9 protein-coding genes and 2 pseudogenes are annotated in these 13583 nt (G+C 62.9%); 6 read left to right on the forward strand and 5 right to left on the reverse strand.

Features of this window, described 5'->3' with window-relative positions:
- Nucleotides 1-211: 211 nt before the first annotated feature.
- Nucleotides 212-421 (forward strand): annotated as a pseudogene (gene repC, locus B7X49_RS18930) (replication initiation protein RepC); the annotation flags it as partial.
- 482 nt (nt 422-903) lie between these two features.
- On the opposite strand, the gene B7X49_RS13470 reads toward repC, so the two are convergent.
- Together B7X49_RS13470 and B7X49_RS13475 are read right to left on the reverse strand one after the other, a co-directional pair.
- Nucleotides 904-1260: a TetR/AcrR family transcriptional regulator gene (locus B7X49_RS13470; RefSeq protein WP_286839750.1), complete on the reverse strand. Its 357-nt coding sequence runs from the start codon at nt 1258-1260 to the stop codon at nt 904-906.
- Nucleotides 1261-1268: 8 nt separating this feature from the next.
- Nucleotides 1269-1842: pseudogene (locus B7X49_RS13475) on the reverse strand (transposase); the annotation flags it as partial.
- A gap of 157 nt (nt 1843-1999) precedes the next feature.
- On the opposite strand from B7X49_RS13475, the gene B7X49_RS13480 reads away from it, so the two are divergent.
- The 5 genes from B7X49_RS13480 to B7X49_RS13500 are packed head-to-tail and all read left to right on the forward strand — an operon-like array spanning nt 2000 to nt 9129.
- Nucleotides 2000-3478, forward strand: coding sequence for a basic amino acid/polyamine antiporter (locus tag B7X49_RS13480; protein WP_286704783.1), 1479 nt, complete (start codon nt 2000-2002; stop codon nt 3476-3478).
- Nucleotides 3479-3519: 41 nt separating this feature from the next.
- On the forward strand, nt 3520-5868 hold the full coding sequence (locus B7X49_RS13485; protein ID WP_286704782.1) for an Orn/Lys/Arg decarboxylase N-terminal domain-containing protein: 2349 nt from the start codon (nt 3520-3522) through the stop codon (nt 5866-5868).
- A gap of 8 nt (nt 5869-5876) precedes the next feature.
- Entirely contained in the window at nt 5877-7124 is a 1248-nt protein-coding gene (locus tag B7X49_RS13490) for an arginine deiminase (RefSeq protein ID WP_286704781.1), read from the forward strand.
- A 24-nt stretch (nt 7125-7148) separates the two neighbouring features.
- Entirely contained in the window at nt 7149-8147 is a 999-nt protein-coding gene (gene argF / locus B7X49_RS13495) for an ornithine carbamoyltransferase (protein ID WP_286704780.1), read from the forward strand.
- A gap of 4 nt (nt 8148-8151) precedes the next feature.
- Nucleotides 8152-9129, forward strand: coding sequence for a carbamate kinase (locus B7X49_RS13500; RefSeq protein WP_286704779.1), 978 nt, complete (start codon nt 8152-8154; stop codon nt 9127-9129).
- A gap of 227 nt (nt 9130-9356) precedes the next feature.
- On the opposite strand, the gene B7X49_RS13505 is transcribed toward B7X49_RS13500, so the two are convergent.
- From B7X49_RS13505 to B7X49_RS13515, 3 genes are read right to left on the reverse strand one after another with little or no spacing between them, the layout of a single operon-like run.
- Nucleotides 9357-11231, reverse strand: a complete 1875-nt coding sequence (locus tag B7X49_RS13505) for a heavy metal translocating P-type ATPase (RefSeq protein WP_286704778.1) — start codon at nt 11229-11231, stop codon at nt 9357-9359.
- A 40-nt stretch (nt 11232-11271) separates the two neighbouring features.
- The gene (locus B7X49_RS13510) at nt 11272-11967 is read right to left on the reverse strand and encodes a VIT family protein (protein WP_286704777.1); all 696 of its coding nucleotides are present in this window, start codon (nt 11965-11967) and stop codon (nt 11272-11274) included.
- Nucleotides 11968-12007: 40 nt separating this feature from the next.
- Nucleotides 12008-13096 carry an AI-2E family transporter gene (locus B7X49_RS13515; RefSeq protein ID WP_286704776.1) on the reverse strand — a complete coding sequence of 363 codons (1089 nt, stop codon included), beginning with the start codon at nt 13094-13096 and terminating at the stop codon, nt 12008-12010.
- Nucleotides 13097-13583 lie beyond the last annotated feature (487 nt).

Genomic DNA, 13583 nt, shown 5'->3' on the forward strand with positions numbered 1-13583 from the left:
CGGGTCGAGCTTGGGGCGGCCCTGATAAATCACCCCCTCAATGTCGGTCATGGTGATGCGGTCCGGCGCCGCGCCCAGCGCAATCAGTATCCGCACGCAACTCCGCGCGATCCTGCGGGCGACCGCGCACGGGGACGTGCGCATCATGGTCCCGATGGTCAACGACGTCGAGGAGGTCAGGGCCGTCCGAGAACTGCTCGAGTCCGAGGAGGAACTCGGAATATCGAAATCTATTTGGGGGGATGCGTGCCTGGCAATGGGACGAGAGCAGGTAGCAATCGCTGTCGCTATCGTTTCGGCAAAACCACAAAGCCACTTCCGCGGCAGCGCAGGGGCATATTTCCACGGCATGGTCTCACGGGCAAAAAAAGGTGAACTTCATCTGGCACGAACGATCTGCGGGATGCGTGCCCAACACTAACCATCGAGCCAAAAAGGCTCACGAAACAAGAATGGCGATATCCTGCGATTGTCCAGGAATGACAAGCTCATTGGACACGTCCAAAAGTGCCTGCCAATCTGGTACTCCAACCATATGACTAATGCCGTAATGTCCGGATAAGGACACGGATAATTGTTCTTGATGCGTTTACATCTGGCGTACGTAAACCATACTTTTTTGTCCAAACCACGTTTTGAGGAAAGTCGGAGGAGGGGAGAGGGTAATCTTGAACGGTCGCGACCATCGTGTTGGTAGCATTCGTGATCTGAGAGACGGACTCGATTGTCTGGCAATGCGCCTATCCAGCGTCACGTGTGCGGGCGTCCCATCCGGACATCGCTATCTCGGTCATGTCCTCCAGCTCGGATCGGCTCGCCCCGTCGCGGGCGAGAATCGACATGCCAGCCTGAACTGCCTGCACAAACCGGGCGAGCGCGTGAAGGTCAACTGATGCAGCGATCTCACCATCCGTCACGGCTTGACGCGAGACGCGCTTCCACCCGGTCGAACGTGACGGCGCGTGCGTTTCGGACGATCTCCCCCAGTTCGGCATGGCCTTCGCTGCCGACCGTCGAGAGCGTCACCATACAGCCGCGTGGCAAGTTCGCGACGCAACCGGTCAGCGCCGCGGCCGAGTCCATGAGGAAGGACATGACCGCACCGCGCGCGGTATGGGCAGACTGGAAGGTGGACCATACGAGATGTTGCTTAGTCTCGGCGTAGTGGCGCAACACTTCCGCATAGAGAGCCTCCTTCGATCCGAACGCGGCATAGAGGCTCGGCGATCCTATACCCATCGCCTGGGTGAGATCGGCCATTGAAGTCGCTTCATAGCCCTTGGCGCATCGGAGATGACAAGCTTGGTGCCACGCAGGCCGCGGCGCACCAGGCTCTTGAGGAAGGTTGCCCAGAAGGTTTCGGCTTCGGACGGTCCGATGTGCGGGCCGACGATCTCGCGCTTTCCCTCGGTATTGGCGGCCACAGCGATTATTGCCGCGACCGAGACGATGCGAACCCCCTTCGCGTTGCTTGAGATAGGTGGCATCGAGCCAGAGATAGGGCCAGTCGCCGATAAGGGGGCGGTCGAGGAAGGCGTTGACGCGGTCGTCGATATCTTTGCAGAGCTTGCTGACGGTGCTCTTGCTGATCCCAGTGAGCCCCATGGCTTGAACCAGATCATCGACGCGTTGGGTGGACACGCCGCTCACCCAGGCTTCTTGGATCACCGCGACGAGCGCTTTCTCGGAGGTTTTGCGGGGTTCGAGGAACGGCGGGAAGTAGCTGCCTTGCCGAAGCTTTGGGATGCGGAGTTGCAGGCTGCCGAGGCGGGTATCGAGGGTACGGTCGCGATAGCCATTGCGATAGGTGGTGCGATCACCGGAGCGTTCATGCCGCCCGGCGCACCGCGGCGAACAGCATGTCACGCACGTCCGAAACACCGGCCGGTGGCGGCGCGACGAATTAGGCATCGGTTGATCCAGATCAACGCGGTGGCCCACCGAGCCCGATAAGACTTCCCGGCCGGGATTTAGCAGGGCGCACCGAGGAACAACCGTCATGGACCAAATTATTCCACCGCTGATCACACCTTCGGCGACTGCAGGCCAACCAGAAAGCCGTAAGCTGGGGGTCATTCTGCTCAGCGGCGTCGTCGTGGGCTCAATGATCGGTGGCGGATCGTTCAACCTGCCGCAGAACATGGCACAGGGTGCCGGGATCGCGGCCATTGTGATCGCCTGGGTGATCACCTTTATCGGAATGTATTTTCTATCAAACAGTTTTCGTATCCTGTCAGACAAGCGGCCTGATCTCAAGGCGGGGATTTATTCATACGCGCAGGACGGGTTCGGACCGTTCGCTGGCTTCCAGATGGCATGGGGGTATTGGCTCAGTGCGGCCTTCGGCAATGTAGCCTTCGCGGTTCTAATTATGCAGATCCTAGGCTATTTCTTTCCAATATTCGGTAACGGACAGAACTGGGCGTCGCTGATCGGTGCTTCCTTGCTGATTTGGGTGATGTGTTTTATCGTGATGACCGGGGTGAAGCGAACAGCGGCACTCAATGTTCTGGCAAGCGTGCTGAATATTGCGACGATCGGCTTCGCGTTGCTGATTATGTCCTATTATGCGACCGGCGGCCACTTCACCTTCGACGTCTGGGGCCAGAAGAACCACCTCGGCAGCGTGTTTACGCAGGTTAAAAGCACCATGCTGGTGACGCTGTGGGTGTTCATCGGCATTGAAGCCGCGGTGGTCGTCTCTGACCGGGCCCGCAAGATGTCGGATGTCGGGCCGGCGACGTTCATTGGACTTGGCGTGTGCACGCTACTGTATGCGCTGCTCTCGATCATGCCGTTCGGCATCATGCATCAGGGCGCAATCGCCAAGCTCGCAAACCCCTCGGCGGCTTATGTGCTTTCTGCTGTGGTCGGGCGGTGGGGTGCGGTCTTCGTAAACATCTCGCTGCTGATCGCGGTGCTCGGGTGCTGGCTAGCATGGACCATACTGACCGCGGAGCTTCCGTTCGAAGGTGCCAAAGGCGGGGTGTTTCCAAAATTCCTCGCCCGCGAAAATAGGTTTCATGCGGCGGTGCCCTCGCTGATGGTGTCCAGCGTGGTCATGCAGATCACCATGTTCGTCGTTCTGTTCGCGCACAACGCATGGCTGTGGCTGATCGATATCTGCGGCGTTATGATCCTGCCGCCATATTTCACCAGCACGCTGTTTCTTGCGCTCTATGCATCGAAGCCCGGCTATGTCGCAACGCACTCCGAGGGTCGCCGCACCGCGCTCGTCACCGGCCTGCTCGGTGCGGTCTATTCACTCTGGCTGCTCTATGCCGCCGGCCCGGAGTTCGTTCTGATGTCCACTATCATTTTCGCGATCGGCATTCCGGTGTTCTGGTACGCCAAGCGTGATCATTTTCCACAAAAGCCTGTGTTTTCCAAAGGGGAGATCGTCTCGGTCGGTCTGCTGCTCGGCGTCGCCGCGGTGGCCCTGGTGCTGTTTGCGAAAGGGATCGTGAAAGTCACCTGACCGCCAAAGAACACGGCCCATCAAAAGGAAAGCGCACACTTATGTCATTCGATACATTGTTCGGCATCCTCGCATGCAGCGCCATCCTCCACGAAGAGTCGCACGAGGCTTGCCATCTGCGCGACATCCTTGGCGAGGTTACCCGCCGCGGCTACGCCGTGACCGAAACAGCAACCGTCGCTGATGCCGAAGCCTCGATGCGGACGGATTCAGCAATCGGGTGCGTCCTGCTCGAATGGGGCGATGGCGCCTGGCGAAGCGAGACTGACGCACTTATCGGGACGATCCGGGCGCGCGGATTGGAGATGCCAATCTTCCTGCTGGTCCGGCGGCATCGGCTAGACGAAATCCCAGTGGAGGTCCTCGGGAAGGTCACCGGCTATCTGTTTCTGGCCGAAGACATGCCCGACTTCATTGCGAAGAATTTGATCGGGCATCTGAAAATCTATGCCGCCACGTTGAAAACACCCTTCTTCGGCGCGATGGTTGATTTCGCCGAAGAGGGTAATCAGGTCTGGACCTGTCCGGGGCACAACGGCGGAATCTTTTACTGGAAGAGCCCGGTCGGACGGCTGTTCGTCGAGCATCTCGGCGAGGCGATCTTTCGCAACGATCTGGACAATTCAGTCGTCGAGCTTGGTGATCTGCTGACCCATGAAGGGCCCGCGCTGCAGGCCCAGCGTGAAGCCGCGGTGATTTTCGGCGCCGACCGCACCTATTTCGTGTTGAACGGCACTTCGACCTCCAACAAGATCGCGCTCGGCGCCCTCGTCGCGCATGGCGATCTCGTGCTGTTCGACAGGAACAATCATAAATCCATCCATCATGGTGCCTTGATCAATGCGGGCGGCATTCCGGTCTATCTGCCGACCGACCGCAACCCGCAGGGGCTGATCGGGCCGATCGATTTCGCCTCGCTCGACGAGGCCGCCATCCGCGCACGGATCGAGGCTCATCCGCTGGTCACCGACCCCGCCGCGGCGCGCGCCGCCAAGCCGTTTCGGGTCGCGGTGATCGAACAATGCAGTTATGACGGCACGATCTACAGTGCAGAGATGATCTACCGCAAGCTGAGCCCCTTATGTGACTATATATTGTTCGATGAAGCCTGGGCCGGCTTCATGAAGTTCCATCCGCTGTTCGTCGGGCGGTTTGCGATGGGTCTGGCAGGCATGGGCGCCGATGACGCCGGCATCATCGCGACTCAATCGACCCACAAGCAACTCGCCGGTTTCTCGCAGGCGTCGCAGATCCATGTGAAGGATCATCATATCGCAGGGCAGCGGCGGCAGGTGACGCACAAGCGCTTCAACGAAACCTTCATGCTGCATGCATCGACATCACCGTTCTATCCGCTGTTCGCCTCGCTCGATGTCGGGGCACAGATGATGAAGGGGCGCGCCGGCCATGTGATGTGGGATGACACGATCCGGCTCGGCATCGAGTTGCGCAAGAAGCTCCGGGCATTGTCGGACGAGTTCGCCGCCGCAGCGAGGCATCCGGCAGAGGCATGGTTTTTCGATCCATTCGTGCCCGACCGCATCCCGGCCGCGGGCGACGACGCGCAGGGCATGATCCGCTGGCAGGATGCACCGACCGATCGCTTGGCCAGCGACCCCGCGTGCTGGGCGCTCGAACCCGGCGCGGCCTGGCATGGTTTCACCCATCTTGCGCCCGGCTATGCGATGACCGACCCGAATAAACTCACCCTGATCACCCCCGGCCTCTCACGGGTAGATGGAAGCTATGAGGACCACGGCATCCCCGCAGCGATTCTTGCCGAATACCTCCGGGAAAATCGGATCGTGCCAGAAAAGAACGATCTGAACAGTATCCTGTTCCTGCTCACGCCGGGCATGGAATCGAGCAAGGCGGGCACGCTGCTGAGCGCGCTGGTCGGCTTCAAGCGGCTGCACGATGTCAACGCCCCGTTGATCGAGGTGCTGCCCGACTTCACCGCGCGCCACGGCGCGCGCTACGCGAAAATCGGCTTGTATGATCTTTGCCACGACATGCACCAGTTCTACCGCGCGCACGATGTCAGCGCCTTGCAGCGCGACCAGTTCCGCGCCGCGCATTTTCCGGAAATCGTCATGTCCCCGCAGGAAGCGATGCAACATTTCATCCGCAACGACGTCGACTATCTGCCGCTCGATCAGCTGTCGGGTCGCATCGCGGCCACGCTCGCTCTGGTCTATCCACCCGGTATCGGCGTGATCGTGCCGGGCGAGCGCTACGATGAGCACGCCCGCCCGATGGTGGATTACCTGCGGATGTTCGAAGCCGCCGCCAACCGGTTTCCCGGTTTCGAGAGCGAAATCCAGGGTGTGTACCGTGAGACCCAGGACGACGGCAGCGTGAAGCTGTTCACCTATGTGGTGCGGCAATGAACGATGTCATGAACCCGTCGGTCGCCATCGTGCCCGCCCCGCTCGGCACCTATTCCGAAGTCGGGATCCTGCGGGAAGTGCTGGTGCACCGGCCCGACCTCAGCCTGACCCGGCTGACCCCGGGCAATTGCCGTGATCTGCTGTTCGACGATGTGCTCTGGGTGAAAAAAGCCCGCCAGGAGCATGACGCCTTCGTCGATACCATGCGCGAGCGCGGGGTCGTGGTGCGCGAATTCGGTGCCATGCTCGCCGAAACCATGGCGGATCCGGTGGCACGCGCCTGGCTGCTCGATCGGCGCATCGATATCGGACACCTCGGTCACGGCACGATGGGCGAAGTTCGTGCCTGGCTCGATGAATTGTCCGCGGTGCAGCTGGCTGCGTATCTGGTGGGCGGCATCACGCGGTCGGATCTGCCGTTCACGCCGGGCGGGCTGTTCGGCGCCACCCGCGCACCACATGATTTCGTGCTGCCGCCCTTGCCGAACCAGTTGTTCACCCGCGACAGCTCCTGCTGGGTCGGCAAGGGCGTGTTCATCAACCCGATGTTCTGGCCCGCGCGCCGTCCGGAAGCGATCAACGCCGCCAGCGTCTATCGGTTTCATCCACGCTTTCGCGACGCCGATTTCGTGCGCTATCTCGATGCGTCCGACCAGGACTACAGCCCAATCAGCCTGGAAGGCGGCGATGTGATGCCTTTGGCTGGCGGTATCGTGCTGATCGGCATGGGCGAGCGTTCGACGCCGCAGGCCGTCACCGACTATGCGCGCCGGTTGTTCCAGCACGGCGCCGCGACCCGCGTGATTGCAGCCCTGATGCCACGCGATCGCAGCTTCATGCATCTCGATACCGTGTTCACCTTCTGCGACCGCGATCTGGTGACCGTATTTCCCGATATCGTCGATCACATCACCAGTTTTTCGCTCTACCCGGAGGACGATGCCGGGCGCATCACGGTGGTGCGCGAACCACACCCTTTCACCGCCGTGGTGGCCGCCGCAATCGGCGTGCCGCATCTGCGCCGCATTGCCACCGGCGGCGATGCGGCGGAGGCCGAACGCGAACAATGGGACGACGGCAACAACGTCATCGCGCTCTCGCCGGGCGTTGTCATCGCCTACGATCGCAACGTCTACACCAACACGCTGCTGCGCAAGGCCGGGATCGAGGTCATCACCATCGAGGGAGCTGAGCTTGGGCGTGGGCGGGGTGGCGGCCATTGCATGACCTGCCCGCTGGCCCGCGATCCGATCTGACTACCCATCACGAAAGATACCATCATGCCGATCAATCTTCACGGCCGCAGCGTCATCGATCTCGACGATTTTTCACCCGCCGAATTGCGCTACCTCCTGGCGCTCGCGAAAGATCTAAAGGCGGCCCATCGCGCCGGCTCAGAGCGGCCGCAACTCGCGGGCAAGAACATCGCGCTGATCTTCGAGAAGGATTCCACTCGTACACGCAGTGGTTTCGAAGTCGCGGCCCACGACCAGGGTGCGCATGTTACCTATATGGGCCCGAGCGGCAGCCATATCGGTGAAGCGGAAACCGTGCACGATACCGCCCGCGTGCTCGGGCGCATGTTCGATGCGATCGAGTTTCGCGGCTTCGGCCAGGCGGATGCGGTGACGCTGGCGCGTTATGCCGGTGTGCCGGTCTACAACGGCCTGACCGACCAGTCGCACCCGACCCAGATACTGGCCGATTTCATGACCATGCTGGAATTCACGCATAAATCGCTGAGTGACGTCCGCTTCGCCTTCATGGGCGATGGCCGCAACAACATGGCACGCTCACTGGCAACCGGGGCGGCGAAGCTGGGCATGGGTCTGACCATCGGCGCGCCGGTCTCGTTGCGGCCGGATGCCGCGTTCATCACCCATGTCGACGCCATTGCGCAGGAAAACGGCGGTTCGGTCCGCTACGAGGCCGATCCGGCAAAGGCGGTCGCCGGGGCGGATTTCATCTACACCGATGTCTGGCTTTCGATGGGCGAAGACAAGACCAAATGGGGCGAGCGGATCGATCTACTGAAGCCCTACCAGGTCAACGCGGCATTGATGGCCGCCGCGGGGAATCCGCTGGTCAAATTCATGCATTGCCTGCCGGCGTTTCATAACACCGAAACCAGTATCGGGCGCGACATTGCGGCGCGGTTCGCCATGACCGCGATGGAGGTGACCGACGAAGTGTTCGAATCCACCGCCTCGATCGTGTTCGAACAGGCCGAGAACCGCATGCACAGCATCAAGGCGATCTTACTGGCCACGCTGGGCTAGCGTGATGCGCATCCTGATCGCATTGGGCGGCAATGCGCTGCTGAAACGCGGTGACGTTCTCTCCGCTCTCCATCAGCAAGCCGCGATCGACGCCGCAGCACAGTCGATCGCGGCTCTCGTCCATGCCGGCCATCAAATAATTATTACACATGGCAGTGGCCCGCAGGTCGGATTGTTGGCCTTGCAATCGGCGGCCGGACCGGCCGAGTCAAAGCTGCCGCTCGATGTGCTCGATGCGGAGAGTCAGGGCTGGCTCGGCTTTGCGATCGAGCTCGCGATGCGAAACGCCCTTCCAGCCGGTACCGAGATCGTAACTATGCTTACGCAGATAGCAGTGGCGGCGGACGACCCGGCCTTTGCGGCACCCTCCAAGCCTATCGGGCCGGTGTACGCCGAGACGGATGCCCGCCGCCTCGCCGCGGCGCACGGCTGGTCGGTTGCCGCTGATGGAGCGGGATGGCGGCGGGTGGTTGCGTCGCCATCGCCGGTGGACATCATCGAACGACGGTCGATTGCACGATTGGTTAGGGCAGGCGCACTCGTCATCTGTGGTGGCGGCGGTGGCATACCGGTTCTACGGAATGAAGCGGGACTATGGCGGGGGGTGGAGGCGGTTATCGATAAGGATGCCTCGAGTGCGATGATCGCACGCATGGTCAGCGCTGATCTGCTCGTGATCGTAACGGATGTGGCCGGGGTGTACCTGGGTTACGGCAAACCAGACGCACGACTTATTAGGGCGGCCAGTCCGACCGCCCTGGCGGCGCATGCGTCCGATTTCCGCGCAGGCTCGATGGGCCCGAAAGTCGACGCCGCAAGCGATTTTGCACGTCGCACGGGCAAACGCGCGATGATCGGCGCGCTGGACGATCTGCCCTCGATTATCGAGGATCTTGCAGGGACCCGCATCACTTTATGCGAACCAGCGCTCGTGTTTGCCACGTCGACCGGCTTGACGACGCCACCGATGAAGATCCCGTGATGTCGAATATCGGCGTTGCTGTATGAGTCGGGTCAGGGTGCTGGTATCGCCGTGGTAGCGGCGCTGATCTGACTGTCACAGGCACCGTCATCAGGCATGACCATTCAGGGCCAGTGCAACGAGCTGCGGCTCGGTGATTGCGGACAGGTCTGTGATGAGATTACCGCCAACGCGTTGATAGACTTGCGGATCGGAGCCACAGAAATCGATGGCGACGACGGATTTGATCAGGCACGGACGCCAGGCATCGAACCGGGTGCCGCGTCGGCTCGATCGCCACCGAGTGCGCGCAAGGCATTCAGGATCACCATGATGTCGATGACTTCCTGCAACAGAGCGCCAAGCACCGGCGGCAGGTACCCGAACGCCGCAACCGCCATGGCGATGAACGACAGCCCCATCCCGACCGTGATCGATTGCAGTGCGATTCGACGCGCGCGCCGTGCAATGGCGATCGCTTCGGCGATCCGGTCGATCCGATCGACCATCAAAACAACATCCGCCGCTTCCGCCGCCGCCGCCGCACCGCGCGCACCCATAGCGACGCCGATATCAGCCGCCGCGAGTGCTGGCGCATCGTTGATGCCATCGCCGATCATCATCGTCATGCCGTAGGCCCGTTCGGCGCGGACCCGCGCGATCTTGTCGGCGGGGGACAACGCCGCGAACACCGCATCGAGCCCCAAATGATCGCCGATCCGCTCAGCCGGGCCGGCGCGGTCGCCGGTGAGCATCACCAGCCGCGTGAACCCGGCCGCGCGCAGGGCCTGCACGGTTGTCATCGCTTCGGGGCGCTCGGTATCGGTCAGCAGGATCACTCCGGCCACCCGATCATCGATAGCGACCCACGCCGCCGCCGCCGCCGCCTGCGCCTGGGCAACGGCGCTTCCCTCATCCGGCGGCATAATGCCATTGGCACGCAACAGACCCGCGCCGCCGACCATGACGCGCCGCCCCCCGATCAGGCCGGCCAGCCCGCTGCCGGGCGTTTCCGCGACATCGATGGGAATGGTCAGCGCCGATGCCGCAGCGCCGGCCGCGGTAATCGCCACCGCGACCGCGTGCTGCGACAATTGCTCGAGCGATGCCGCATCGTGCAGCACCGCAGCGGCGGCGAAACCTTCCAGCACCTCGACACCGGTCATCCGTGGCAATCCGGTCGTCAGCGTGCCGGTCTTGTCGAACAGGGCGACGTTTGCGCGGGACAAACGCTCGAGCGCGCCGCCGCCCTTGATGATCACGCCGCGTCCGGCCGCCCGGGAAATGCCGCAGATCAAGGCGACCGGCGTCGCCAGGATGAGCGGGCACGGCGTGGCCACCACCAGGATGGCGAGCGCGCGCATCGCCTCACCGGTCCAGAGCCAGACCGCGCCGCACGACGCCAGGGTTACCGCCAGAAACGCGACCGCCCAGCGATCGGCCAGCCGCGCCATCGGCGGCCGCTCGCGCTCGGCAGATCGGACCAGCCGCACGATCGCCTCGAACGTGCTGTGCGCCGCCGTCGCGGTGCCGCGCAGGACGAACGGGCCGCCCGCGTTCAACACGCCGCTGCGCACCGTTTGATCGACTGCCCGTGTCACCGGCAACGGCTCGCCGGTCAGGGCGGATTCGTCCAGAATCGCCGGACCTTGCACCACCGCGCCATCGACCGGCACGACCTCGCCCGGCTTGATGATCAACTCATCGCCGATGGCCACCGCCGCGATCGCGATATCGACGATCACGCCATCGCGGGTGCGATGCGCGATCACCGGCGTGCGCGAAACCAGCGCCGCCAATTCCCGCCGCGCCCGCGCCCCGGCATATTCCTCGAGCGCCGCACCGCTGGCGACCATCGCGGCGACGATCACGCCCGCCAGATGCTGCCCCAGCGCGATCGAGGCCGCGATCGCCAGCAACGCGATCAGATCGACCCCGAGCGTGCCCCGCCACAGCCCGGCGATGAAATCGATCGCCACCACCAGTGCCACGATCGCGGCCGGACCGTCCCAGGCGACGATCGTGAACTGCCGATACCCCAGCGCATCGGCCACCAGCCCCACGGCCAAACCGACCACGACAAGGCCGAGAACCGCCGCGCGCAACCGGGCATGCGCAAGCATCATCCAAACCCACCGTCGATGACCGCCGCGATCACGCCGCTCATACCGCCGAGCCGATCAAGGCGCCGATGCCGGTGGTGATGCCCATGGCAAGCGCGCCCCAGAACGTCACCCGCAGGGTCGGCCTCAGCAAGCCTGCCCCACCGGCTTTCGCACCGATCATGCCCAGCACGGCGAGGAACAGCAGCGACCCCACCCCGACCACCGCCAGCAGCGCGCTCGCCGGGGCTAACAAGACCAGGATCAGCGGTGCTGCGGCACCAACCGAGAACGTGGCGGCCGAGGCCATCGCCGCCTGCACCGGCCGCGCCGTCGTCGCTTCCGAAATGCCGAGTTCATCGCGGGCGTGGGCACCCAGCGCGTCCTTTTCCATGAGTTGCCGCGCAACCTCATGGGCGAGTCCGGCCTCCAGACCACGGTCGACGTAGATCCGGGCGAGCTCTTCAGTCTCGGCGCCGGGATCGCCGGCCAACTCGCTGCCTTCGCGCGCCAGATCGGCCCGCTCCGTATCGGATTGCGAACTGACCGACACATACTCGCCCGCCGCCATCGACATGGCACCCGCGACCAACCCCGCAACACCCGCCACCAATACGCCGTGCGCGTTGCCGCCGGCGGAGGCAACACCCAGCACCAGGCTCGATGTCGATATGATGCCATCGTTCGCGCCCAGGACCGCTGCCCGCAGCCAGCCGATCCGCGCGATCAAATGGGTTTCCCGGTGAGTTTGCCGCATGGTGATCTCCGTTATTGTTTCGGCCGGTCGCCAATGGCCTCTATACGACTTCGCTTGGCACTGTTGGTCGAAGCCGCGGCACGCCACCAGCACCCTCGGCGCTCGGCGCCAACCCCAGCCCGTGCTGCACATAAAGGATTTCGACCACCGCCATCAGAAACAGCGTCAACGGGGCGGCGAGCAGCACACCGAGTGGGCCGAGCAGCACGCCGAACGCCACCGTCGACAGAATGGCCAGCACGGGGGGAAACGATGTCACCTGCGCCTGAACCATCGGCGTGATGAAATTCCCTTCAACGAAATGAACCGCCGCATACATCAGCATGACCGATCCAGCCTCCAGCGGTCCCTGCGTCAATGCCACCAGCGTCGCTGGCACCGCCGCGAGCACCGCGCCGACATAGGGAATGAAGCACAGCAACCCGCCCATCAGGCCCAGCGCAAACGCGGCCTGAATGCCGAGCAGCCATAATCCCAGACCGCTCAAGATGCCGATCGTCGCCATCACCAAAATCTGGCCAAGCAGCCAGCGCTCGAGGATCTGCCCGGTCGTGAGGAACAGCCCCTCGGCCGTGGCCTGGTAGGGGGGCGGCACCAGCCGAAAACACAGGCGTCGGTAGCGAGCGGGTTGGGCGGCAAGATAGATCGCGGCAAACAGGGCAATCACCGCATAGCCGAGCCCGCGCACGATGACCCCTGCAGTCGCGGCTACGATCCCCGTTGCCCAGCCTGTCGCCCCCAGAACATTGGCGCGATGGGCTTGAGCCAGAATCTCCTGGCCGTAGGGGGTCGTCTTCAGGCGGTTGACGACCAGTTCGAACCCGGCCGGTGCCGCCTGAAGGACATCGTTGAACTGTTTTGCAACCGTCGAGCCAAATATCCACAGCGCGACCCCGAAAATTGCCAGACCCAGGCTCAGGACTCCTGCCAGGGCGATGCCCCGCGGCGTGCCGGTATGGCGCGCAATCCATCGCGCGGCGGCACACAACCCAATCGCGGACAGCACGGCCCCGAACAACAGGGCCACGATGTCCGCGAGCTGCCAGGCGGCCACCGCCAGGGCGCCGATCACCAGGACGACCAGCACCTTTGCAGCGAAGCGGCCCAGTGTGACAGGGTTCGAGGTCACGTGGGCAGCGCGGCTTTCGATCGGGCTTTGAGAGTAGGATCGATTGCGTTTGACGCTGCGACTTCGCTTGACCGGAATAAGTGTGCTCGCAAAACGGGACACTTCAGGTTGATCATCCTTGAACGGTCCCTTTCGAGGGCAAGCGCGCTCACGGTCGGCGCCGCTGGATCAGCCAGGTAGGATGAACGCGCCAGCAAAAACCAGGGTTCGTTTGAGGTTGAACGCGGGCGACTGCGTTTTGTCATTGCAGACCTCCAGTCCGGACGAAGCCGGCTTGCGAAACGATGAAGGCGATGGCTCATAGCCCGCCTACGGCTGTGCGGCGCCATGCTGGTACGACTATGGTTGCGAATGGCCCCGCTTTCCGTTTTTCTTTTCACATGGTTCTATGATCCGTGCCTATCCGGTTGACTCAGACACCCACTAGGGCTAGTGGCCCCCGCCATGGCGGCCATTGACATTCACCAGCGTGACGAACTGGCTTTTC

Origin of the sequence: Acidiphilium sp. 34-64-41, assembly GCF_002282635.1 — a bacterium.
Taxonomy (GTDB): Bacteria; Pseudomonadota; Alphaproteobacteria; order Acetobacterales; family Acetobacteraceae; genus Acidiphilium; species Acidiphilium rubrum.

What these genes read in the sequence shown, in the direction of transcription:
- B7X49_RS13470 (WP_286839750.1), bottom strand. Translation starts at nt 1,260, where the DNA reads ATGGCCGATCTCACCCAGGCGATGGGTATAGGATCGCCGAGCCTCTAT.
- B7X49_RS13480 (WP_286704783.1), top strand. Translation starts at nt 2,000, where the DNA reads ATGGACCAAATTATTCCACCGCTGATCACACCTTCGGCGACTGCAGGC.
- B7X49_RS13485 (WP_286704782.1), top strand. Translation starts at nt 3,520, where the DNA reads ATGTCATTCGATACATTGTTCGGCATCCTCGCATGCAGCGCCATCCTC.
- B7X49_RS13490 (WP_286704781.1), top strand. Translation starts at nt 5,877, where the DNA reads ATGAACCCGTCGGTCGCCATCGTGCCCGCCCCGCTCGGCACCTATTCC.
- argF (WP_286704780.1), top strand. Translation starts at nt 7,149, where the DNA reads ATGCCGATCAATCTTCACGGCCGCAGCGTCATCGATCTCGACGATTTT.
- B7X49_RS13500 (WP_286704779.1), top strand. Translation starts at nt 8,152, where the DNA reads ATGCGCATCCTGATCGCATTGGGCGGCAATGCGCTGCTGAAACGCGGT.
- B7X49_RS13505 (WP_286704778.1), bottom strand. Translation starts at nt 11,231, where the DNA reads ATGCTTGCGCATGCCCGGTTGCGCGCGGCGGTTCTCGGCCTTGTCGTG.
- B7X49_RS13510 (WP_286704777.1), bottom strand. Translation starts at nt 11,967, where the DNA reads ATGCGGCAAACTCACCGGGAAACCCATTTGATCGCGCGGATCGGCTGG.